The sequence below is a fragment of the Nocardia sp. 852002-51101_SCH5132738 genome, assembly GCF_001665695.1.
Taxonomy (GTDB): domain Bacteria; phylum Actinomycetota; class Actinomycetes; order Mycobacteriales; family Mycobacteriaceae; genus Nocardia; species Nocardia nova.
In genome coordinates, this window is the sequence record NZ_LZML01000211.1 from 59,212 (window position 1) to 81,152 (window position 21,941).

18 protein-coding genes and 1 tRNA gene are annotated in these 21,941 nt (G+C 67.9%); 11 read left to right on the forward strand and 8 right to left on the reverse strand.

The genetic code is table 11. The features are described from left to right. The first annotated feature begins 32 nt into the window (after window positions 1–32). Window positions 33–791, forward strand: a complete 759-nt coding sequence (locus A5789_RS33740) for an SDR family oxidoreductase (RefSeq protein WP_063011302.1) — start codon at window positions 33–35, stop codon at window positions 789–791. Between the two features lie 32 nt (window positions 792–823). Here the strand turns inward: A5789_RS33740 and A5789_RS33745 are convergent, their stop codons facing one another. From A5789_RS33745 to A5789_RS33765, 5 genes are all read right to left on the reverse strand, one after another. Then, on the reverse strand, window positions 824–1,267 hold the full coding sequence (locus tag A5789_RS33745; RefSeq protein WP_064902390.1) for a Zn-ribbon domain-containing OB-fold protein: 444 nt from the start codon (window positions 1,265–1,267) through the stop codon (window positions 824–826). Window positions 1,268–1,446: 179 nt separating this feature from the next. Further along, window positions 1,447–1,518: transfer RNA gene (locus A5789_RS33750), tRNA-Val, on the reverse strand. A gap of 74 nt (window positions 1,519–1,592) precedes the next feature. Further along, complete coding sequence (locus A5789_RS33755; protein WP_062999484.1) at window positions 1,593–2,057, reverse strand: peroxiredoxin; 465 nt, start codon at window positions 2,055–2,057, stop codon at window positions 1,593–1,595. 79 nt (window positions 2,058–2,136) lie between these two features. After that, complete coding sequence (locus tag A5789_RS33760; protein ID WP_030518770.1) at window positions 2,137–2,559, reverse strand: DUF3052 domain-containing protein; 423 nt, start codon at window positions 2,557–2,559, stop codon at window positions 2,137–2,139. Window positions 2,560–2,736: 177 nt separating this feature from the next. Then, window positions 2,737–3,294: a hypothetical protein gene (locus A5789_RS33765; protein ID WP_064902389.1), complete on the reverse strand. Its 558-nt coding sequence runs from the start codon at window positions 3,292–3,294 to the stop codon at window positions 2,737–2,739. Between the two features lie 237 nt (window positions 3,295–3,531). On the opposite strand from A5789_RS33765, the gene aceE reads away from it, so the two are divergent. The 9 genes from aceE (at window position 3,532) to A5789_RS33815 (ending at window position 19,201) form a co-directional block, all read left to right on the forward strand. Next, a complete protein-coding gene (aceE, locus tag A5789_RS33770; protein WP_064902388.1) occupies window positions 3,532–6,456 on the forward strand; it encodes a pyruvate dehydrogenase (acetyl-transferring), homodimeric type in 2,925 nt (974 codons plus the stop codon). Window positions 6,457–6,534: 78 nt separating this feature from the next. Further along, window positions 6,535–7,863 (forward strand): CdaR family transcriptional regulator, encoded by a 1,329-nt coding sequence (locus tag A5789_RS33775; protein WP_063011308.1) that lies wholly within the window; start codon window positions 6,535–6,537, stop codon window positions 7,861–7,863. Window positions 7,864–7,991: 128 nt separating this feature from the next. Continuing rightward, complete coding sequence (locus A5789_RS33780) at window positions 7,992–8,906, forward strand: ACP S-malonyltransferase (RefSeq protein WP_082941133.1); 915 nt, start codon at window positions 7,992–7,994, stop codon at window positions 8,904–8,906. Between the two features lie 131 nt (window positions 8,907–9,037). Continuing rightward, window positions 9,038–9,337, forward strand: a complete 300-nt coding sequence (gene acpM, locus A5789_RS33785; protein WP_030518485.1) for a meromycolate extension acyl carrier protein AcpM — start codon at window positions 9,038–9,040, stop codon at window positions 9,335–9,337. A 10-nt stretch (window positions 9,338–9,347) separates the two neighbouring features. Continuing rightward, window positions 9,348–10,598 (forward strand): KasA/KasB family beta-ketoacyl-ACP synthase, encoded by a 1,251-nt coding sequence (locus A5789_RS33790; protein ID WP_063011310.1) that lies wholly within the window; start codon window positions 9,348–9,350, stop codon window positions 10,596–10,598. Window positions 10,599–10,750: 152 nt separating this feature from the next. Continuing rightward, window positions 10,751–12,196, forward strand: coding sequence for an acyl-CoA carboxylase subunit beta (locus A5789_RS33795; RefSeq protein WP_063011312.1), 1,446 nt, complete (start codon window positions 10,751–10,753; stop codon window positions 12,194–12,196). A 241-nt stretch (window positions 12,197–12,437) separates the two neighbouring features. Beyond that, entirely contained in the window at window positions 12,438–14,033 is a 1,596-nt protein-coding gene (locus tag A5789_RS37105) for a hypothetical protein (protein ID WP_155525582.1), read from the forward strand. 18 nt (window positions 14,034–14,051) lie between these two features. Continuing rightward, on the forward strand, window positions 14,052–18,659 hold the full coding sequence (locus tag A5789_RS33810; protein ID WP_064902385.1) for a hypothetical protein: 4,608 nt from the start codon (window positions 14,052–14,054) through the stop codon (window positions 18,657–18,659). 107 nt (window positions 18,660–18,766) lie between these two features. Continuing rightward, on the forward strand, window positions 18,767–19,201 hold the full coding sequence (locus A5789_RS33815) for a YbaB/EbfC family nucleoid-associated protein (protein ID WP_064902384.1): 435 nt from the start codon (window positions 18,767–18,769) through the stop codon (window positions 19,199–19,201). Window positions 19,202–19,204: 3 nt separating this feature from the next. Here the strand turns inward: A5789_RS33815 and A5789_RS33820 are convergent, their stop codons facing one another. The 3 genes from A5789_RS33820 to A5789_RS33830 all read right to left on the reverse strand — a co-directional run bounded on the left by A5789_RS33820 (window position 19,205) and on the right by A5789_RS33830 (window position 21,084). Continuing rightward, a complete protein-coding gene (locus A5789_RS33820) occupies window positions 19,205–19,732 on the reverse strand; it encodes a DUF3145 domain-containing protein (RefSeq protein WP_030518482.1) in 528 nt (175 codons plus the stop codon). A gap of 96 nt (window positions 19,733–19,828) precedes the next feature. Further along, entirely contained in the window at window positions 19,829–20,662 is an 834-nt protein-coding gene (locus A5789_RS33825; RefSeq protein ID WP_063011322.1) for a serine hydrolase, read from the reverse strand. Between the two features lie 50 nt (window positions 20,663–20,712). Beyond that, entirely contained in the window at window positions 20,713–21,084 is a 372-nt protein-coding gene (locus A5789_RS33830) for a MerR family transcriptional regulator (RefSeq protein ID WP_063011324.1), read from the reverse strand. A 54-nt stretch (window positions 21,085–21,138) separates the two neighbouring features. Between A5789_RS33830 and A5789_RS33835 the strand changes: the two genes are divergently transcribed. Further along, window positions 21,139–21,912: an alpha/beta fold hydrolase gene (locus A5789_RS33835; RefSeq protein WP_063011326.1), complete on the forward strand. Its 774-nt coding sequence runs from the start codon at window positions 21,139–21,141 to the stop codon at window positions 21,910–21,912. Window positions 21,913–21,941: the final 29 nt, after the last annotated feature.

The window sequence follows — 21,941 nt, forward strand, 5'->3', positions numbered from 1 at the left end:
TGTCGAGTCCGGCCCTCGGCAGGCTTCTTCCCATGGCACACAACAGATTCGACGGCAAGATCGCACTGGTCACGGGCGGGACGAGCGGTATGGGACTGGCCACCGCGCGGCGGTTGCGTGACGAGGGCGCGCGGGTGATCGTCACCGGCCGCGACCCGGGCCGGCTGGCCGCGACCGCCGATGAACTCGGGCCGGAGGCGCTCGCGATCGCCGGCGACACGACCGACCTCGCCGCCATCGATGCCGTCTTCGAGACCGTCCGGAACGGGTACGGCCGATTGGACGTGCTTTTCGTGAATGCGGGCATCGGATTCTTTCCGCCGACCGATGCGGTGACCGAGGCCGATTTCGACCGGGTGATCGGCGTCAACCTCAAAGGGGTGTTCTTCACCGTGCAGAAGGCGATTCCGCTACTGGCCCCCGACGCGGCCGTCGTGATCAACGCCTCGTGGGCACTGCACCGCGGCATGCCGTTCGGCTCGCTGTATTCGGCGACCAAGGCCGCGGCGCACAATCTGGCACGCACGTTCGCTGCCGAGTTGGGCGCCAAGGGAATTCGGGTCAACTCGGTGAGCCCGGGATATATCGACACCCCCGCGCTGCGGGCCGAGCTTCCCGAGGCCGTGCAGAGCGCTGTGGCCGGCGATATCGTCGCCGGCCGGATCGGGTCCGCCGAGGACGTCGCCGCCACTGTGGCCTTCCTGGCCTCGTCCGAGGCGTCGTACATCACCGGCCAGGATCTGCTCGTCGACGGAGGGCTGGTGGGCCTGGTTCCGAGCGCTGCGACCTGATCCCCCGGCCATAGCACTGCGCAAAACGCGGTTCACCGGGGCGCGTGGGCTCCTCTGTCGGAGGCAGCGGAAGTCACCGATTCGCGCCGGCACTGCCGGTGCCGGCGATCGGCACACACCACGAAGACCGGAAATCTGTCGTCTCGCGGACGCGGCTGGAAATGCACCCGCACCGGTCGATCCGACAGCAGCGGCACCTCCCCCTCCAGCGAGGTGTAGACCCACGGCCCCTCGTCGAGTTCGACGATCGCGACCGTCGACGGCGCACCACCAGCACCGGCACGGTCCACCACCCGCCACGACACGATCGAACCCACACCCGACGACGGCACCCGTTCCAGGTCATCCGACGCACACGAGGAACACCCCGCCGTGAGCGGCGCGAACAACTTGTCACACTTCGCGCATCGCCGGATCATCAAGATCTCTTCCGTGGTGCCGGCATGGGACCTGTGCCGAAGCTCGGGTGCAGACATCGAATCCTCCGCAACGTGACCGATAGATACGAACTCCAGGTTCGTCGCCGGCGACCACCATCGCGACGGTAGAACTACCTGTGCGTATACCTATTTTTCGGAGACCGACGTGTCGAGCCGCGAACCCCACGGATTCGACGTGGGGCACATTGCAGGCCTTCTGACCTGCACAGACAGAGTGGGCGCAGAGGGGTTCGAACCCCCGACCGCTGGTGTGTAAAACCAGTGCTCTACCACTGAGCTATACGCCCGGACTTCACCGGCCGGGCGGCGGTGAAGATGGTGTGCTGCGCGGGGCCGGTTGACCGGGACCGTGCGCGGCGGTTCATGAATCTAGTGCAGTGAGCGCTTTCTCCCAAGCCGCCTGGTCACGGGGCTCTCCGGGGCCGTTCATCTCGGCGAAGCGGATGATTCCGTCCTTGTCCACGACGAAGGTGCCGCGGTTGGGGAAGCCGGTTTTGTCGTTGAAGACACCGTAGGCCTGGGTGACGGCGCCGTGTGGCCAGAAATCCGACAGCAGCGGGAAGGTGTAGCCCTGCTCGGCCGCCCAGATCTTGTGGGTGGGCGGGGGTCCGACGGAGATGGCGAGGATCTCGGCGTTGTCGTTCTGGAACTTCGGCAGTTCGTCGCGCACCTTGCACAGCTCACCCTGGCAGATGCCGGTGAAAGCCAGCGGATAGAAGACGATCAGGACATTCTTGTGGCCCCGGTAATCGGCGAGGCTCACATCCTGGTTGTTCTGATCCTTCAGCGTGAAATCCGGTGCGGCCGTTCCCACTTCGAGCGGCATGCGCAGTCCTCCTGTCTTCGACGGCGGGCTGTTCCGGTACTCGGCGGCCGCCCGTGCGAAACAATAGTCACGCGGTGGATCAGCGCTGCTTCGAGGGCGTCTTGGGCTGCATCAGCTTGGTGCCGGTCCAGGTGCCGAGGCTGACCGGTGTGGTCGACGTCAACCCCGCGGTGGGGGCGGATTCGGCGATCTCGCTGGGGTCGACATGGCCGGGCTGACCGGTCTTGGGGGTGAGTACCCACACGACACCGTCCTCGGCGAGCGGACCGATGGCATCCATCAGCTCGTCGACCAGGTCCCCGTCTCCGTCGCGCCACCACAGCAGTACGACGTCGATCACCTCGTCGGTGTCCTCGTCGAGTAGCTCGGAGCCGATCGCGTCCTCGACAGACGCCCTCAACTCGTCTGCGGTGTCCTCGTCCCAGCCCAATTCCTGAACCGCCATGCCGTGGGCAATGCCAAGCTTCTGAGCGTAGTTCTGCGCGTCCGCCGCGGCGACCACGGTGGTGTCCTCCTCAACTCCCGACAACAGATAGTTGCAAGCGAACATGGTTATCGGCCGCAACGCAAGCCGATCCGCCCAAATAGCCTCCGAAATGTCGCGGATGCATGCCCCGGGGCGAAGCCCGCAGAGGCGGTTCGCAACGCCCTGAGCGGCCCCGGGACATCCGTTTCCCGGCTATCGCGCCGGGCATGCGGTCCGCACCGCGTTCAGCGCGTCGTTGACTCGCTTACTCGCGTCGTTGAGCGTGCCGACCGGTGCGGTGTAGGTCATCTTGCGGGATTCGCCGGCCAGACCGCGGGCGGCGTTCACGTATTCGGTGAGCTTCTGCGCGAGATCCGGGGGTAACGCGTCGCCGGCGGCGGTGACCCGCCCCTCCACGGTCCGCGCGGCGTCCTCGAGGGTCTGCGCTGCGGAATCGCGCTTGGCGTCCTGGTCGGGGGCGTTCGCATCGTGCGCGTCGACGAAGTCGTTGTACTTCGTCACCGCGGCACCGGTGGTGTCACGGAACGGTGTGCAGTTGTCGGCGACGGCTTTCGTCTGCGCGGCAGCCTTTTTCGACGAGGTGGCCGCGGCCGAGGACGCTGCCATCTCGGTCCGGAACGCGGCCGCGTCCGCCTGGTTCACGGTCGCGGTACCGTGGACAGCGGTAGAGCATCCTGCCACCACGAGTCCGGTGCCGACCGCCAAGGTCGCGCACGTCAGTCCGAACCCACGTGGGTTCAGCAGTTTCATCGTCCTCCCCGCTTCTCGAGCAGTCGAAAGAATGTCTTGTGGCGAGTTCGCTGCAACGAGCGTCACAGCCTAGCGAACGGTACTGGATTTACGGCTGACATGATGACCTGGGACGCATCATCGACAAGGATGTGAGGTGCGCCCCAAACCGTGAGCGACGGACGGCCCGCACACCAGCGGTGCTGCCCGGGGTTAGAGCCATCAGCTTGTCCACCCCCTGTACGAGGAGCATTGATTTTGACCGACCTGATGCACCCGATTTCGTCAAGTTCTGCATCCGACCCCGAGCCGACGAGCGCCAACGGTTCCGCCGACCACCAGTCGGCGCCCGCCCGCCCGGCCGGTGCGCGTGTGCGTGTGATCCGCGAGGGGGTGGCGTCATATCTACCGGACATCGACCCGGAGGAGACGAGCGAGTGGCTCGACTCCTTCGACGAGATGCTCGAGCGCGAGGGCCCCGGCCGCGCACGCTATCTGATGCTGCGCCTGCTGGAGCGCGCCGGTGAACGTCACGTCACCATCCCGTCGTTGACCTCCACCGATTACGTCAACACCATCCCCACCGAGAACGAGCCGTGGTTCCCCGGTGATGAAGAGGTCGAGCGCCGCTACCGCGCCTGGATCCGCTGGAACGCCGCGGTCATGGTGCATCGCGCGCAACGGCCGGGAATCGGTGTGGGCGGCCATATTTCGACCTACGCGTCGTCCGCGGCGCTGTACGAGGTCGGCTTCAACCACTTCTTCCGTGGCAAGAACCATCCCGGCGGCGGCGACCAGATCTTCATCCAGGGCCACGCCTCCCCCGGCATCTACGCCCGCGCCTTCCTCGAGGGCCGGCTGACCGAGGATCAGCTCGACGGGTTCCGCCAGGAATACAGCCACGGCGGTCCGGGCCACGGGCTGTCGTCGTATCCGCACCCGCGACTGATGCCCGATTTCTGGGAATTCCCCACGGTCTCCATGGGCTTGGGCCCGATGAACGCCATCTACCAGGCGCGCTTCAACCATTACCTGCACGATCGCGGGATCAAGGACACCTCCGATCAGCACGTGTGGGCCTTCCTCGGCGACGGCGAGATGGACGAGGCGGAATCGCGCGGCCTGGCCCATGTGGCGGCGCTGGAGGGTCTGGACAATCTGACCTTCGTCATCAACTGCAACCTGCAGCGGCTCGACGGCCCGGTCCGCGGTAACGGCAAGATCATCCAGGAGCTGGAGTCGTTCTTCCGCGGCGCCGGCTGGAACGTCATCAAGGTGATCTGGGGCCGGGAGTGGGACGCGCTGCTGGGCGCCGACCGCGACGGCGCGCTGGTCAACCTGATGAACTCCACCCCGGACGGCGACTACCAGACCTACAAGGCCAACGACGGCGCCTACGTGCGCGAGCACTTCTTCGGCCGCGATCCGCGCACCAAGGATCTGGTCAAGGATCTGACCGATCAGCAGGTCTGGAACCTCAAGCGCGGTGGCCACGACTACCGCAAGATCTACGCGGCCTACGCCGCGGCGCTGGCGCATCAGGGCAAGCCGACGGTGATCCTGGCCAAGACCATCAAGGGTTACGGCCTGGGCAAACACTTCGAGGCGCGCAACGCGACGCACCAGATGAAGAAGATGACGCTCGACGATCTGAAGGCGTTCCGCGACGTGCAGCGCATTCCGATCACCGACGCCCAGCTCGAGGCCGATCCGTATCTGCCCCCGTACTACCACCCGGGCATGGATTCGCACGAGATCGGCTACATGCTGGACCGCCGCCGCGCCCTGGGTGGCTTCCTGCCCGAACGGCGTTCGGCGGCAAAGCCTTTGCAGCTGCCCGGCGACGCGCCCTACGCCTCGGTGCGCAAGGGTTCGGGCAAGCAGAACGTCGCGACCACCATGGCGTTCGTGCGGCTGATGAAGGAACTGTTGCGCGACAAGGAGATCGGCAAGCGCATCGTGCCGATCATCCCGGACGAGGCCCGCACCTTCGGTATGGACTCGTGGTTCCCGTCGTTGAAGATCTACAACCGCAACGGGCAGTTGTACACCTCCGTCGACGCGGAATTGATGCTGGCCTACAAAGAAAGTCAAGTGGGCCAGATTCTGCACGAGGGCATCAACGAGGCCGGATCGACCGCATCGTTCACCGCGGCCGGCACGTCGTACGCCACCCACGGCGAGCCGATGATCCCGCTCTACATCTTCTATTCGATGTTCGGGTTCCAGCGCACCGGCGACGGCCTGTGGGCGGCCGCCGACCAGCTGGCCCGCGGCTTCGTACTCGGCGCGACCGCCGGGCGCACCACGCTGACCGGCGAGGGGTTGCAGCACAACGACGGCCATTCGCTGCTGCTGGCCTCCACCAATCCGGCGGTGGTCGCCTACGATCCGGCGTTCGCCTTCGAGATCGCCCACATCGTGCGCGACGGCCTGCGACGGATGTACGGGGGCGGGCGAGCGCAGCTCGGTCCGGGCGGAACCCTCGCCTCCGAGATGCCCGGGACCCATCCGGTGATGAAGGACGACGTCTTCGGCGGCGAGAACGTCTTCTACTACATCACCCTCTACAACGAGCCGTATCAGCAGCCGGCCGAGCCGGACGACCTCGACGTCGAGGGCCTGCTGAAGGGCATCTACCTGTACCGCCGGGGCGGCGAGGGTGACGTGCGCGCCCAGATCCTGGTCGCGGGTGTGACGCTGCCCGACGGCCTGCGCGCGCAGGAACTGCTGGGCGAGGACTGGGGTGTGCAGGCGGACGTGTGGTCGGTGACCTCGTGGAGCGAGCTGCGCCGGGAGGCGCTGGCCAAGGAGATCCACACGCTGCGGCATCCGGATGCCGGAACCGACGCGCCGTACATCACGCGAGTGCTGTCGCAGGCGCAGGGGCCGTTCGTGGCGGCCTCGGACTGGATGCGCGCGGTGCCGGACCAGATCCGCAAATGGGTCCCCGGTGACTACACCACGCTGGGCACCGACGGATTCGGGTTCTCCGACACCCGGCAGGCGGCGCGGCGGGTGTTCAACGTCGACGCCCAATCCATCGCGCTGGCGGCGCTGGAGGCCCTGGGACGCACCGGCGGGGTCGATCCGTCGGTGGTCGGGCAGGCCGCAACCCGCTACCGCATCGACGACGTCGACGCCGCGCCGAAATCGATGAGCAGCGAAGAACAGCTCGCGTGACCGTTCCGGTAGGGGCGCGAATCGCGCCCCTACCGGGGGGTTGCGGAGACCGACAGCGCGATGACGGAATATTGAACAGTGGAACGTAAACCGCCGCGGCCTCGCCGGGTTTCCGAGGGGTCGTCCGAGCACGAGGTCTATCTGCCGACCGGGGCGCTGTCCCCCAATCGGCAAACCCGCGATCCGCTGCCGGACACCCTGCTGAAACGGGTGAAGCAGTTCTCCGGGCGGCTGTCCACCGAGGCGATCGCCTCGATGGAGGACCGGCTACCGTTCTTCGGCGATCTGGATGCCGCCCAGCGCGCGGGCGTGCAGATGCTGGTGCAGACAGCGGTGGTCAATTTCCTGGAGTGGTTGCAGGATCCGGAAAGCGATATCCGTTTCAGCCTCGACGCGTTCCAGGTGATTCCGCAGGACCTGGCCCGCCGGCTGACCTTGCGGCAGACCGTCGACATGGTCCGGGTCGCGATGGAGTTCTTCGAGCAGTGGCTGCCGGCGCTGGCCCGCAACGACCGCCAGCTGGTGGCACTCACCGAGGCGGTGCTGCGCTACGGCCGCGAACTCGGTTTCGCCGCGGCGTCGGTCTACGCCTCCGCGGCCGAATCCCGCGGCGCCTGGGACACCCGCCTGGAGGCGCTGGTGGTCGACGCCGTGGTGCGTGGTGACACCGGCGCCGAAATGCTCTCGCGCGCCGCCACATTGAACTGGGATGCCACCGCCGCCGCGACGGTGCTGGTCGGCACACCACCGAAAGATCAAGTGGCCGTGGTGAGTTCGGTGCACGTCGTCGCCGCCCGGCACGGCCGCGCGGCGCTCGCGGTGGTGCAGGGTTCGCGGCTGGTGATGGTGGTCAGCGGCAATCTCGGCGATACCGGCTACCCCTCGCCGTTCCTGATGGATCTGCTCGCCGAGGCGTTCTCCGAGGGGCCCGTGGTGATCGGCCCGACCATGCGCACGCTGTCGGCGGCGCACGTCAGCGCGGTGGAGGCGATGGCCGGAATGGAGGCCGTGGTGGGCTGGCGGGCGGCGCCGCGGCCGGTGCACGCCTCCGAACTTCTGCCCGAGCGAGCCCTGCTCGGCGATCGGGCTGCGGTCGACGCTCTCAACGAGTATCTTGTGCTACCGTTGGCCGCCGCCGGGTCGGCCTTGTCGGACACGCTCGACGCCTACCTCGATTGCGGTGGAGCGGTCGAGACTTGCGCCCGGCAGCTGTTCGTTCATCCAAATACGGTCCGCTATCGGCTCAAGCGCATCGCCGAGGTCACCGGCCGGGATCCGATGAATCCTCGTGACGCCTATGTGCTCCGAATCGCGGCAACAGTGGGTCGTTTGACACGAATGCGTAACGAATCGTCTACACCTGCCTCAGAAGACTCGCAGGCAACTTTCTACGAAGATCGTCTGTAACGGACATCGGGGCGCTGTCGATCGCCTCGACCCACGTGCCGTTTTGTGGGGTCCACACAAAAGCGTCGCTCAAACATCATCGGCGCCGACATCTCCACGGACCCCCCTCACAGTGTTTTGTTAGAGGCGTGATCGCGTTGTTCGCCCCTGGACAGGGCTCTCAGACACCCGGCATGCTCGCGCCATGGCTCGATCTTCCCGGCGCGCGTGACCGCCTCGAACTGTGGTCCAAGGCCTCCGGCCTGGATCTGCTCCGCCTCGGCACCACCGCCACCGCGGAGGAGATCACCGATACCGCGGTGACCCAGCCGCTGGTCGTCGCCGCCGCGCTGCTGGCTTTCGCCGAGATTCCGCACGAAGCGGTCCCGGCGGATACCATCGTCGCCGGACATTCGGTCGGCGAGCTCGCCGCCGCAGCCGTCGCCGGTGTCGTCTCTCCCGACGACGCGGTGAAACTGGCCGCGATTCGCGGTGCGGAGATGGCCAAGGCGTGTGCGCTGGTTCCGACCGGCATGTCCGCCGTGCTCGGTGGCGACGAAGCCGCCGTGCTCGACCGGCTCGCCGAACTCGACCTGGTCCCGGCCAACCGCAACGCGGTCGGCCAGATCGTGGCGGCGGGCCGGCTGGATGCGCTGGCGGAACTGGCCGCGAACCCGCCGGAAAAGGCGCGGATTCGCGCGCTGCCCGTCGCCGGGGCCTTCCACACCGCGTTCATGGCACCCGCCCAGGACGCCGTGGCCGAAGCCATCTCCCAGATGGTCCCCGGTGAGCCGACCCGTACCCTGCTGTCGAACTACGACGGCAAGCCGGTCGACTCGGGCAAAGACGCCATCGAGAAGCTGGCGGCACAGGTGACCCGGCCCGTCCGGTGGGATCTGTGCACCGAAACCGTTCGCGCGGCAGCGGTTTCCGCGGTGGCCGAGTTGCCGCCGGCCGGAACCCTGGTCGGCATCGCCAAGCGGGAGCTCAAGGGCACCCCGAATCTGGCGCTGAAGACCCCCGAGAACATCCCCGCGTTTGTCGAGCTCTCGGCAACCGGCTAGCTTTCCTCGCGGCTCGCAGTGACGCGACCGTGAGCGAGCAGGACGAAACATTCGTCCACCTCGTACCGAAGAAATAATCGGGACCTCCGATTCACGTCGGACCAACGAAAGAACAAGAAGGGAGCCACCAAGTGGCCGCTCTGACCCAGGAACAGATCGTCGAAGAGCTCGGCAAGATCATCGAAGAGGTGACCGGCATCGAGCCCTCCGAGGTGACGATCGAGAAGTCTTTCGTCGATGACCTGGACATCGACTCGCTGTCGATGGTCGAGATCGCCGTGCAGACCGAGGACAAGTACGGCGTGAAGATCCCCGACGAGGATCTTGCCAGCCTCAAGACCGTGGGTGACGCCGTCTCCTACATCCAGAAGCTCGAGGCCGAGAACTCCGACGCGGCCGCTGAGCTCAAGGCCAAGTTCGACGCCCAGTAAGGCCGACACCGTGACCACTCCTTCCACTTTGAACGGGAACTTCCCGAACGTCGTCGTCACCAGCATGGCGGCGACCACGTCGATCGCGGGTGACGTCGATGCGACGTGGAAGGGACTCCTCAACGGCGAGAGCGGCATCGACGTTCTCGAGGATTCCTTCATCGAGGAATACGACCTCCCGGTTCGCATCGGCGGCCACCTGAAGGTTTCGCCGGACACCCTGCTCAGCCGGGTCGAGATCCGCCGCATGGCCTATGTCGAGCGGCTGGCGATGGTGCTGGGGCGCGAGGTGTGGAAGAACGCCGGCAGCCCCGAGGTCGACCCCGAGCGCCTGGCCGTGTCGATCGGCACCGGTCTCGGCGGCGGCGACGCGCTCATCGACTCGGTGGACAAGCTGAAGAACGGCGGCTACCGCAAGATCTCGCCGCTGGCCGTTCAGATGGTCATGCCGAACGGGCCGTCCGCTGTCGTGGGCCTCGAACTGGGGGCCAAGGCGGGAGTGGTCACCCCGGTCTCGGCATGTTCGTCGGGATCCGAGGGCATCGCCAACGCGTGGCGGATGATCGTCATGGGCGACGCCGACATGGTCGTCACCGGCGGTGTCGAGGGCTACATCTCCGACGTGCCGATCGCCGCGTTCTCCATGATGCGCGCGATGAGCACCCGCAACGACGACCCCAAGGGCGCGTCGCGGCCGTTCGACAAGGATCGTGACGGCTTCGTCTTCGGCGAGGCCGGTGCACTGATGGTCGTCGAGACCGAAGAGCACGCCAAGGCACGCGGGGCCACCATCCACGCTCGCCTGCTGGGTGCCGGCATCACTTCCGACGGCTTCCACCTGGTCGCCCCGGATCCCACGGGTGCCGGTGCGGCGCGCGCCATGGAGCGCGCCATGCAGACCGCCGGACTGTCGAAGTCCGACATCACGCACATCAACGCGCACGCGACCGCCACCCCGATCGGGGACACCGCGGAAGCGAACGCGATTTACAGGGCCGTGGGCAAGCACGCCTCGGTCTACGCGCCCAAGTCCGCCCTGGGCCACTCGATCGGCGCCGTGGGTGCCCTCGAGTCGGTGCTCACAGTGCTCAGCATTCGCGACGGCATCGTTCCGCCCACGCTGAACCTGGAGAACCAGGACCCGGAGATCGACCTGGATGTCGTGCACGGTGAGGCCCGTCGCCAGGACATCGAGTACGCGATCAACAACTCGTTCGGTTTCGGCGGCCACAACGTGGCGCTGGCCTTCGGACGGTACTGATCCGACTCGTCGACAACGTACTGTCGACAACTTCAGCGAACCCGGTGGGGCTTTTCGGCCAAGGCAGATCCCCTCGTCGAAAAGCCCCACCGGGATTTTTCATCTTTCGCAGCCGCGTCAGCGACTCCACATTCCATCGAGGAGAGACCGCGATGACCATCATGGCCCCCGCGCAGGCGGATGCCACGACCGATCCCCGTGATCCGCTGGGTCGGTTGCAGCGCTTCTTCGATCCCGGAACCGTCCTTCCGCTCCACCCCCGCGACAAGTCCGGCGTGCTGGCCGCCATCGGCGAGGTCGACGGCGTGCGCACCGTCGCGTACTGCTCCGACGCCACCGTGATGGGCGGCGCCATGGGTGTCGACGGGTGCAAGCACATCGTGGACGCGATCGATACCGCCATCGATTCCCGGATCCCCGTCGTCGGCATCTGGCATTCGGGCGGCGCCCGCCTGGCCGAGGGTGTCGAGGCACTGCACGCGGTCGGCACCGTCTTCGAGGCCATGGTGCGCGCCTCGGGCCTGGTCCCCCAGATTTCGGTGGTGGTCGGCTTCGCCGCCGGCGGCGCCGCGTACGGCCCCGCTCTGACCGACGTCGTGATCATGGCGCCCGAGGGCCGCGTCTTCGTCACCGGACCGGATGTCGTCAAGTCGGTCACCGGCGAGAACGTCGACATGGCCACCCTCGGTGGGCCCGAGACCCACGGCAAGAAGTCCGGTGTGTGCCATATCGTCGCCGACGACGAGAACGACGCGATGCACCGCGGCCGCCGCCTGGTCTCGATGTTCGCCGAACAGGGCGAATTCGACCTGTCCGCCGCCGCGCACGGCGATGTGGACCTCAAGGCGATGCTGCCGGAGTCGGCCAAGCGCGCCTACGACGTCAAGCCGGTCGTGCGCGAGCTGCTCGACAAGATCCCCTCGCCGGACGGCAACGACGAATCCTCCTTCGAGGAGATGCAGGGCGGTTACGCCCGCAGCATCGTCACCGGCCTGGGCCGCCTCGGTGGTCGCACGGTCGGCGTCCTCGCCAACAACCCGCTGCGCATGGGCGGCTGCCTCACCAGCGAATCCGCCGAGAAGGCAGCGCGTTTCGTGCGCCTGTGCAACTCCTTCGGCATCCCGCTGGTCGTCGTCACCGACGTGCCCGGCTACCTGCCCGGTGTCGGCATGGAATGGGAGGGCGTGGTGCGCCGCGGCGCGAAGCTGCTGCACGCCTTCGCCGAGGCTCGCGTCCCGCGCGTCACGCTGGTGACCCGGAAGATCTACGGCGGCGCCTACATCGCGATGAACGCCCGCTCGCTGGGCGCCACCGCCGTGTACGCCTGGCCGGAGTCCGAGGTGGCCGTGATGGGCGCCAAGGCCGCGGTCGGCATCCTGCACAAGAAGGCCATCGCGAAGGCCCCCGAAGAGGAGCGTGAGGCCCTGATCGAGCGCCTCACCGCCGAACACGAGACCATCGCCGGCGGAGTCGGACGGGCCCTGTCCCTCGGCGTCGTGGACGAGGTCATCGACCCGGCCAAGACCCGGTCCACCATCGCCGCCGCGCTGGCCTCGGCCCCGGCCCAGCCCAGCCACAACAAGAACATTCCGCTGTAAAGCGTTAGACGCCAACACATTACGGATGGTCTCCCTTGCGGAGGCCACCCGTAATGTCTTTCCGGCCCGGCATTTCCGGTTCGGCTACACACCTCCCAGGACAGGGAATAGTCCTGGATCGTGCCCAACCAGTTGACAGGTCATAATCGGGTACCGCCCGCTGTCGAGAGGCGTGAACGCCGGCGAACGCCTCCACAGCCGACACCACGCGACTCGCCGTGCGACGACGAGGGAGATCGGCGTGGACCAGTCACTGTCGGTGAACCCCGCCGAGTTGCGCGCTTCGGCCGCGGAACTGGAACGACTGGCCGACGAGGCCGCCCTGATCACGTCCGCGCTACGGTCGGCGCTCGAACACGAAGGGCACTGCTGGGGTGCGGATGAGCCCGGAAAGACCTTCGCGCACACGTATGTGCCCGACGCCGAACGCGGCCTCGAAGGACTCGAGAATCTCACCGGGAACCTGCGCGCATTGCGTAAAAATGCCGCCGAGGCGGCGGATGCCTTCGAAGACAACGATGTGAGCAGCGCACGGGCGGTGCAACGCTCGGGTGCGCCGAACGCTGCACCGGGATTCGATGTACCCGTCACCGCACCGACTACGCCGTTCGGTTCCGCGCCGTCGCATCCCGTTTCCAGCGAGTTGCCGGGCCCGCCCGCGCCCCATGAGGGTCGACGCCCTGATGGGGCGGCGGTCGATCAGGGGCCGCCCTCGTCCGACGGTCTGACGCGGATGCCTGATGCCGCGGCACGGTCCACCGGCTGGCCGACTCCCGCCACGGACGGCAGCGAATCCTCCCCGGCTGCGCCCGGCATTCGGACTCCCCCGGCGACCGGACACGCGGACGCAGACGCGCAGCCGCAGTCTTCTACTCCGGCACCTGCGACAGCGCCGGCGCCTCCATCTTCGGCCGCCACCGCTGAGCAGCAGAAGACCTCCACGCCGTCGCGGGTGGAGACCCCGTGGGCGCGAAACACTGCCGGCACACCCTGGACGGGCGCACCCGGCGCCACCGACGCACCCGCGACGCCGGGCAACACCACACCACCACGGGTAGCATCGCCGCGAACTACCGACCGCCCCGCCGGCCCCGAAAAGCCGGCACCGAAGCGGGGCGGCGCGCCACGACCGAACGCTCCACGCCGTCGCCGATCTGCACCCGCACGTCCGCGCACCGCCGCTGCCGCGGCGTCGGAGCTCGCACAGGACATGGCGGCCAGGCACGGTCTCGATATTCTCGGATTCGATTCGGGCGGCGTCTCCGCGGATACCGTGCGCGAGATCGCGGCCGCACTCGATGTCATCCGGGCCAGATACCCGGTGCACCTGCGCGGACTCGAAATCACGAGTAGCGCCGAACCATACTGCGAAGTCGAGAACCGCGCTCCCGTAACGCACGCTGCGCACGCCGAGCCGTGGATCACGGTGAGCCGAGCTGCCGCTGTCGATCCCCTCCTGCTCACCCCACCACCTACGGCCGGGCAGGCGGCGATCTACCGAGAGCGGCCGCTGTTCGCCGCCATGGTGCGCGAACTCGGCGCCGCTCTGGAAATGACGTGCGGCTCTCCTGTTCGCGAGGAAGCCCAGCGCGCGCTGATCAGAGCGTATCTGCGGCTCGACGGTGTCCAGCACGAATCCCTGGCGCGAGTGGTCCGCGGCTATAAGCTGTGGCGCGCCCAGCTCGGCCCGGATTGCTTCCGGGGCAACGTTTTCGCGCCCTCGCGCGCGTTGGCGGTTGCCTTCGCCGCCGGGGAATTGACCGCCGGGTCCGAAGGGCCGGCACGTGTGCTGCACGGTCTGCTGGTATCCCGGGCGATGTCACCGGAAACCCGCTGAGGTCGAGGTTCGCCCGCCGTGACCTTGACCTTGCCACCGTGGTTGCCCGAACCGGTGATGACCTGTGTAGCGGGCCATTTTCCCACCGGCGACGAATCAGCGATGCGCCGCTGCGCCGACGCCTGGGCCGACACCGCCGATCAGTGCCGTCCCATGGCCGAACGGCACACCGCCGCGGCCCGCACCATCCGGGCCGCCGGGCTCGGGCATACCGTCGACCAGTTCGCCCAACAGCACACAGAATTGGCCGACACCTGGCGTGACCAGGCCACCTACTGCGACAGCATGGCCAAGCAGTTGTACGAGGGTGCGAACAGCATCGAATTCCAGAAGCTGGTCTGCATCTTCACCGCAGGTGTGCTGGCGGCACAGTTGATTCGAGACGGGATCGCCTTCGCCGCCGGCGGGGGCCTGCTGGCAATTGCCGACCGGATGGCGGCCGAGACGGCGCTGGGAATACTCCGCAAGAAGGTGATCATGTGGCTGGCCGGCGCGGGCGTCAAGGCCGCAGCCGAGCGAGGCCTTCTCGTTCTCGCGCGCAACGCGGTGATCATCGGCATGGCCCAGGGCGGGCTCGTCAACCTGGCAGCGCAAGGCGTGCAGATCATGCAGGGACATCGAGACGACATCGATCCGGCGTCGGCCGCAGTGGCCATCATCGCAGGCGGTGCCGGCGGCGCGGCCGGCGCTGTCGTCGGTCACGCGGTCGCGCCCGTACCCGCCATGTTCGGCCGCACGGCGGCGCGGACATTCGACCGCCTGGCTCCGCATCTCGGCAGCAACATCACCGCAGGCTTGCGTCAGGCTGCCGCAACCCGGGCCGCACGGTTGTTCGCGCACCTCGGTGGAACGGTATTCGTCGGCGGAGCGGGCGGAGTCGCCGGCGGGATGGCAGGCGCCGTGGTCTCGCTGGCGGCGACCGGTCAGGCCTTCACGCGCCAGGCTTTCACGGAGGGGATCATTCCAGGTTTCGCGGGAGGTTTCCTGGGAGCCGCCGGCGCAGCGCTGCGACATGCGCCGGGTTCGATGCCTGCTGGTGTCCCCGGCACACCGCGACCGGAGTCTGGTGCGCCGGCCCGAGTTCGGTGGGTCGACCGGGGGACTCGTGAGAACGTCGCAGCCGTCACTCGACGAGATCCGGCACCGCTGGTTCTCGCCGCTTCGTCGCGAACACCCGCCCGGGCCGAGGAGCCCGTTGTCCCCGGTGCCGGCGATCACCGGCCATCCGGCCCCGCGCAGCACCCACAGAATTCTCCGTCCATACCGGGCAGGCAGCGGGTCGCGGCGGCGGTCGCCGAAGAGCTGCCGACGGCGGGCGCGCGTCTGCCCGAACGAGACTCCGGCGCCGAATCCGGCTCGGCGCGGCGCCCGGATCCGTTCGATCACAACACCGCCCTGCCTTCGGACAAAGAGCACCTGCGCCGGCAGCCCGTCGGCGCGGTGGCCGCCGATCCCGCGGTGCCGACCCACCCCGGCGGACCCGAACCAGCCCCGACCAAGGCGGATCTCATCACCGAGGGCGCTCGTTCCGACCGCCTGTCACGTGACGATCAGCTCGATGCATCCGGACCGCGCGGCGCAGTTTCCCGTGCCGCCGAACTCTCCTCGCCCGTTTCCTCGAGTACCGTCCGCGCACCGAGTCCACCTGCGCACGAACCGGTTCCGGCAGGCGTCGTGGCCGGCGCGGAGCCGAACGCTTTCGTGACCGGCGCAGCGGAACCGCAGCCACCCACCGTATCGACTGCTGCACAGACACATCAGCCGACCGATGGCGCTGTCGCACCCGGACCGCAGGGGCACGGCAGCACACCCGCTGGGCCGGAGACCGCTCCCGGCACCGCCATGCACAGCGAAGCCGCGGGCAACGGTCCAGGAGATCACGATCCGCAGACCGCGACGCCCAAGGCGCAGCCGGGCCGAAGCGCCGGTCCGGACCGCGGTCTCGCCGCCGACCCCCGGCCGCCTGCGGCAACCGGAGCGAGAGCGGAAGCTCGCGCACCCGCAGGGACCGGCGGCGCGCCACCGAAAGCGTCGACGGTCGATACGGCCGATCACCCGCCGTCCGGTGGGGTTCGCCCCGCCGAATCGCCCGACCCGGCACCTGGCCGCGAGACACACCGCGCCGCAGCTGATCCCGGCGAGCGGTCACCTGCGAGCGGCGGTGCCGGCGGTACCAATCCACCGGACGGGCCGCCCGCCGCGTCGTGGTCCGGCGGCGACGACCCCCGCCGGGTCGATCTGGCGGGCATTACCGCAGGCGATCACGACCACGGGACTCAGGCGGCGGCCACAGTCTCCGAACTGCTGCGCGGGTGGCCGGACACAGGTCCGCACCGGGCTGCGGAGATCACCGAGACCGTCACCCGAGCAATCGAATCCGGCGAGGGAACGATCGATCTCAGTGCGGAGATGGTCGTCGCGGATCCCGCCACCGGTGATCGCTCGCTACGCCTGTCCGTCACCGAGACGGCCGGCGCCCAGCGCCACGCCCTGACCGTCTGGTACTTCGACGAGAAGCCACCCGCACTCGCCCACAACGCCGAGGGCAAACCGGTCATCCCGTTCCCCGACCGGGCCGCACTCGGCACCGAGGAGCCGCGGTTCCCGTACATGCGCCGAGTCGGTGAGGAACGCGGTCACCTCGAGGCCCAATTGAACCGGGCCGGCTGGCCCGAAGACCACATCGACGCCGCCAAGCTGATCCATACCGAGGTCTATCAGAACGCCGTGGGCCTCAACCCCGATGGACGGCCGCCGGTTTCCTATCGTTCGGAAATCGGCCCCGGCCCGGGCGGTCCCCGGTTGCGGGTCTCGGTCACCGACCACATCCCCGGACTACCGCCGGAATACGATCCTGCCAACCCGACGGCCGTGGACAAGGAGAGCTCCCGCGGCGGCCTGCTACGAGCCGAACTCAGCCACAACACCGGAATCGACGAACACCCCGACGGCAGTAAGTCGATCTGGTTCGAACTCGACCGCTCCGAACCGGTCCCGGAACGCGAACCGGACCTCTCCCAATTCGGCGATCTGTCGGACCTGGGTGACCTTTCGGAGCTTGGGCTCGAACTCGACCCCACCGGTGAGATGGCGAGCGACCGAATCGATGCACACGAGGCGTCCGCGCCGGGCGAATTCACCGTCCCGCGAGCACTCGGCGAAGACGCTGCCGCAACCGCTGCGTGGGACTGGCTCGGCGAGCAGATGCCCGGCTGGCCGCCCGGGCGACTCGACGACGCTGGTCTCACATTGGCCGATGCGGTCGCGCACGCAGTCGATTCGACCGATGGCCCGGTCCGGGTCACCGCAGAGCAGACCGGCACCGGCGCCGATCGGGTACTGCACATCTCGGTTCTCGACACCGGGACCGTTCCGCACCCGGAATCCGGCCTCGGGGATGCTGTACACGGCCGTCTCGACAGCAGATTACGACCGGACGACGAGTCCGGCTGGACCAGAGAGCTCTCGTTCTCGATCCATGAGACCCCACCGCTGCCGCAGTGGCTGCACGATGCGATCGCCCCGGTACGCCACCTCGTGGTCAACGACGGTAACGGCACAGCCCTCGCAGTCGGCCCCAAGCAGTTCCTGCAGATGGCGAAAGCGCTGGCGCCCCATGTCGATCCGGCGCACCTGGATGTTGCCGCTGAGAACATTCACGCCGAGTTGAAACATGCGGGCCGAGTGAACTATTCACGTCTGAACAATCGGAAATCCGACTTCGAACCCGCGATTGTTCAGCTGCGGGCAGGTGAGCCGCCGATCGAAATCGAGGTGTATCCGTTCTGGGCCAACGATCTACGCAACAGCATGCGCGAACTCGGCCTCACGGGCCGCGGTGACGCGACGGTGCGACTGGACGACCTCGCCGACGCTATGAGCGAACAGCGCGCGCTGCACCGAGCAGCGAGAGAGCAAGCGGCCGCCGCGGACCGAGCCGACCGACTCGTCCGCACGATCCGAGAGCAGGCCGGCCTACCCCCGGAACAGGAACACGGCGACGTTCGCGAGAAACGCGGGCGCGAGTTCCGCCAAATGGACGATATGAACCACCGGCGTCTGGGACCGGACTACCCGTCGTTCGCCGGGGAAGGAGCACCCGCAGCACGTGGGCCGGTACGCACCGAGCCGACGGCAGATCTGGCCGCACTGTTGAACGATGTCGGAAATGCTCCCGGCGGATCTCGCCTCGTCGTCGGCGGGGGCCATCTCTACCGACCGGCCGAGGCCGGCGAAGTCTTCGTCAACGCGGGACCGCATGCGCACCCGGATCTGCTGGCCGATGTCCGCGACCTATCCGCGCTGCCGAGCGGAATATTCGATGAGATCTACTACGAACGAGTGCCGGCGCAGTACCTGCCGGATGCGGTGCCCGAGCTCTACCGGGTGCTGAAACCAGGCGGCAAGCTCCTCGTCTCGACCGGAATCGCCGGGATATCGTCGGGCGACAGCCGTGCGGCGGCGCTGTACCGGTTGCGTGACTGGGGGTTCGAAGACATCCGATACACCGTCGCCCGAGACGACCTGCACGATGCCGAGGCTCGCCCCAACGACTGGTACGAGATTACAGCGACGAAATCCCTTCAACCTCCACCGGACCGCCCGGTTCTGCGGCTTCGGCGATGACGTCCCGCCGAGGCCCTTCCTTGCCACGCCTGAGAGGTCGACGCGGCGCGCGCATCCTTACTGTGACCACAGAGCGGAACTGTTCACCGACCCGGAGGAGGCGCCTCGTGGACCGTTGGGAGCGGGAAGGGTTGCGGGCCGGCAACAGCGGGTTGCGTAATCAGGTCGATCATCTGCTGGATGCGTTCGAGCAGCAGCGGGAGCGGCTGGCCGAGGTGTCTCGGCAGCTGGAAGATGTTCGGGTGCAGGTCGATTCGTCTGATCACGCGGTGGGGGCGACCGTCGATGCGAACGGGCTGCTGACCGAGCTGCGACTCTCCGCGGCGGCTTTGCGCGGCGGACCCGAGAAGCTCGCGAGCACGATCGTCGATACCGTGCGAGCGGCGGCGGAGCAGGCGCGGCGGCAGCACGAATCGCTGACGGCCCCGATCGCCGCCGAACTCGACGATCTGGGTGATCTGCCCGATGTCGTGAGCGAGGCGCCGAGCCTGCGCGATATCCGTGCCCACTTCCGCGACGAGGGTTCGGCCGCGATCGAGTGAGGTTCAGCCGACGTCGCGGCGGAGCCAGGTGACCTCGGCGCCCTCGCCGCCGGTGCGGAAGGGTTCGAGTTCGTCGTCCCAGGCGGTGCCCAGGGCGCGATCGATGTCGGCGGAGATATCGCCGTGGCGGCCGCGGGCCCGGGCGGCGCGGACGATTTCGCGCAGCCGCATCTCGCCGACCATGACGTCGCCGTTGGCGCTCATCGCGCCGGTCCACAATCCGAGGCCGGGCACGAAACTGTAGCGTTCGCCGTCGACCCCTTCGGAGGGGTCCTCGGTGACCTCGAAGCGCAGTACGGGCCAATCCCGCAACGCCTTGGCAATTCGTCCCGCGGTACCGACCGGGCCGACCCAGTCCGTGGTTGCGCGCAGTTGTCCCGCGGCGGCCGGCTGGGCGGTCCAGCGCAGGGACGCAGGTGATTTCAGAGTGGAGGAAAGCGTCCATTCGATGTGCGGGCACAGCGCGGCCGGTGACGCGTGGATGTACACCACACCACACGTCACATCCGCGAACTGATCAGATGCGCGCACCTGTACACCTCCAGCCTCGACGTCGGACGTCTTCCCCAACATCCCGTCGAGCCCAGGCGTTGCCCGAGTTTACTGGAGTGCCCGATGTTACGGCTGTTACTTTTCGGCCGTGTCGCGAATCTGCTGGATATCGGCGATGACGGCGTCGCTGAGCGTCGGCCACACCGCTCGGGCCCAATCGCCGAAGTTCTCGTCGCTCAATGCCACACACGCCACCCCGATCTCCGGATCCACCCACAGGAAGGTGCCGGACTGCCCGAAATGCCCGTAGGTTCGCGGCGAGTTGGCTCCCCCCGTCCAATGCGGAGTCTTGTGGTCGCGGATCTCGAATCCCAGACCCCAATCATTGGGGCGCTGCGATCCGTATCCGGGAAGCACTCCGCCGACGCCCGGGAATTGCACGGAGGTCGCCGCGGCGAGCATGTCACCGGATATCAAGATCGGGTTCAGCAATTCTCCGGCGAAACGCAGGAGATCGTTCACCGTGGAGCGTCCGGCGTGCCCGGCGGATCCGGCCAGCACCGAGGATTTCATTCCGAGTGGCTCGAATACCGCCTGCCGCAGATATTCGGGAAATTCGATTCCGGTCTCGCGCGTGAGGAACTCGGCGAGGACCTCGAATCCGGCGCTGGAATAGATGCGGCGCTGCCCGGGCTCGGCCATGATCACCGTGGTGTCGAAGGCCAGTCCGGCCGTATGCGCCAGCAGGTGGCGCACGGTGGAGCCGGGCGGGCCGGCGGGCTGGTCCAGTTCGATCGCACCTTCTTCGACCGCCACCAGAACCGCGTAGGCGGCAAGGGGTTTCGTGACCGACGCGAGGGCGAACACCCGGTCGAGGTCTCCCTCGGTGCCGACCACGCCGTGTGCATCGACGACGCCCGCGGCGGCATGCCGGACGGGCCAGTCGCGAATCTGTTCGAGTGCTCGCACGGCACCGAGCCTACGAGAAGGCTCCGAACCCACCGGCCGCGGGGAGGCGGCTACGCCGGGCCGTCGCTGCGATAGGGCGCGGCCACCAGTTGCTCGTCCTGACGAGCCAGCAGCGTGCGACGCCGGGTCAGCTCGGCGATCTGCGTGTCGAGGTGAGACAGGCCCTCCCGCATGATCTTTCGGGTGTGATCGCAGTGCTGTAAGCCCGTGGCGGTCGCACACGGCAGCAGTTCGCGGATGGCGCTGGTCGGCAGTCCGGCGGCGAGCAGCTCGCGAATGCGGTGCACCCGCTGCGGTGCGTCGTCGGCGTAGACGCGGTAACCGTTGCCGTCGCGGCGGGCGCTCAGCAGCCCTTGCTCCTCGTAGTAGCGCAGCAGGCGGGTGCTGACGCCGGTGGTGTTCGCCAGCTCGCCGATCAGCACTGCGCCCTCCCGGACTTGACCTTCACACTCATGTCAATCCCTAACGTCGCCGCCATGACGAACATTTCACTGTCCACATCGGTCACCGGCAGCGGTCCCGCGGTCGTGCTCGCGCACGGCGCGGGCGGCGGAATCGAGGCCAACTTCGGCTCCCTGATCCCGCTGCTCGCCGAACGGCATACCGTGATCGGCTCCGACTATCCGGCCGACGACACCGTGCTGACCCTCGACGGGCTGGCCGACGCACTGGTCGAGGAGGCGGTATCGGCGGGCGCCCAGCGATTCCCGATCATCGGATTCTCGCTCGGCACCGCGGTGGCGGTGCGCGCCGCCGTGCGTCATCCCGATCGGGTCACCGGCTTGGTGCTCGCGGCCGGGCTGGCCCGGGCCGACCATCGGGCCCGGCTCGTGCTGGATCTGTGGCGCGGCACGCTCGCCGCACGCGACCACGATGCGTTCGCGCGGGTGGTCCTGTTGTCCGGATACAGCGCCGCCTTCACCAATTCCCTGCCCGACGAGGTGTATTCGCAGTACCTGGCCCAGATCGCGGCCGGTGTCCCGGGCGGGGCGGCGGCGCAGGCGGATCTGGTCGCCCGGGTGGACACCCGCGCCGATCTGCCCCGGGTCGCGGTGCCGACCCGGGTCATCGCCGCGACCGCGGATCTGCTGGTCGATCCCGCCAATTCGCGCGAGCTGGCGGCGGCCATTCCGGGCGCCGAATACGTCGAGGTAGCGGCGGGGCACGTGCTGATGCACGAGGCGCCGGAGGCGTGGCATCGCGCTGTGCTCGACTACTTCGCGGACAGCTCCCGAATCCACGCCGCCTGATCGGTTTCCGATCGGGGTGGACACCGTAC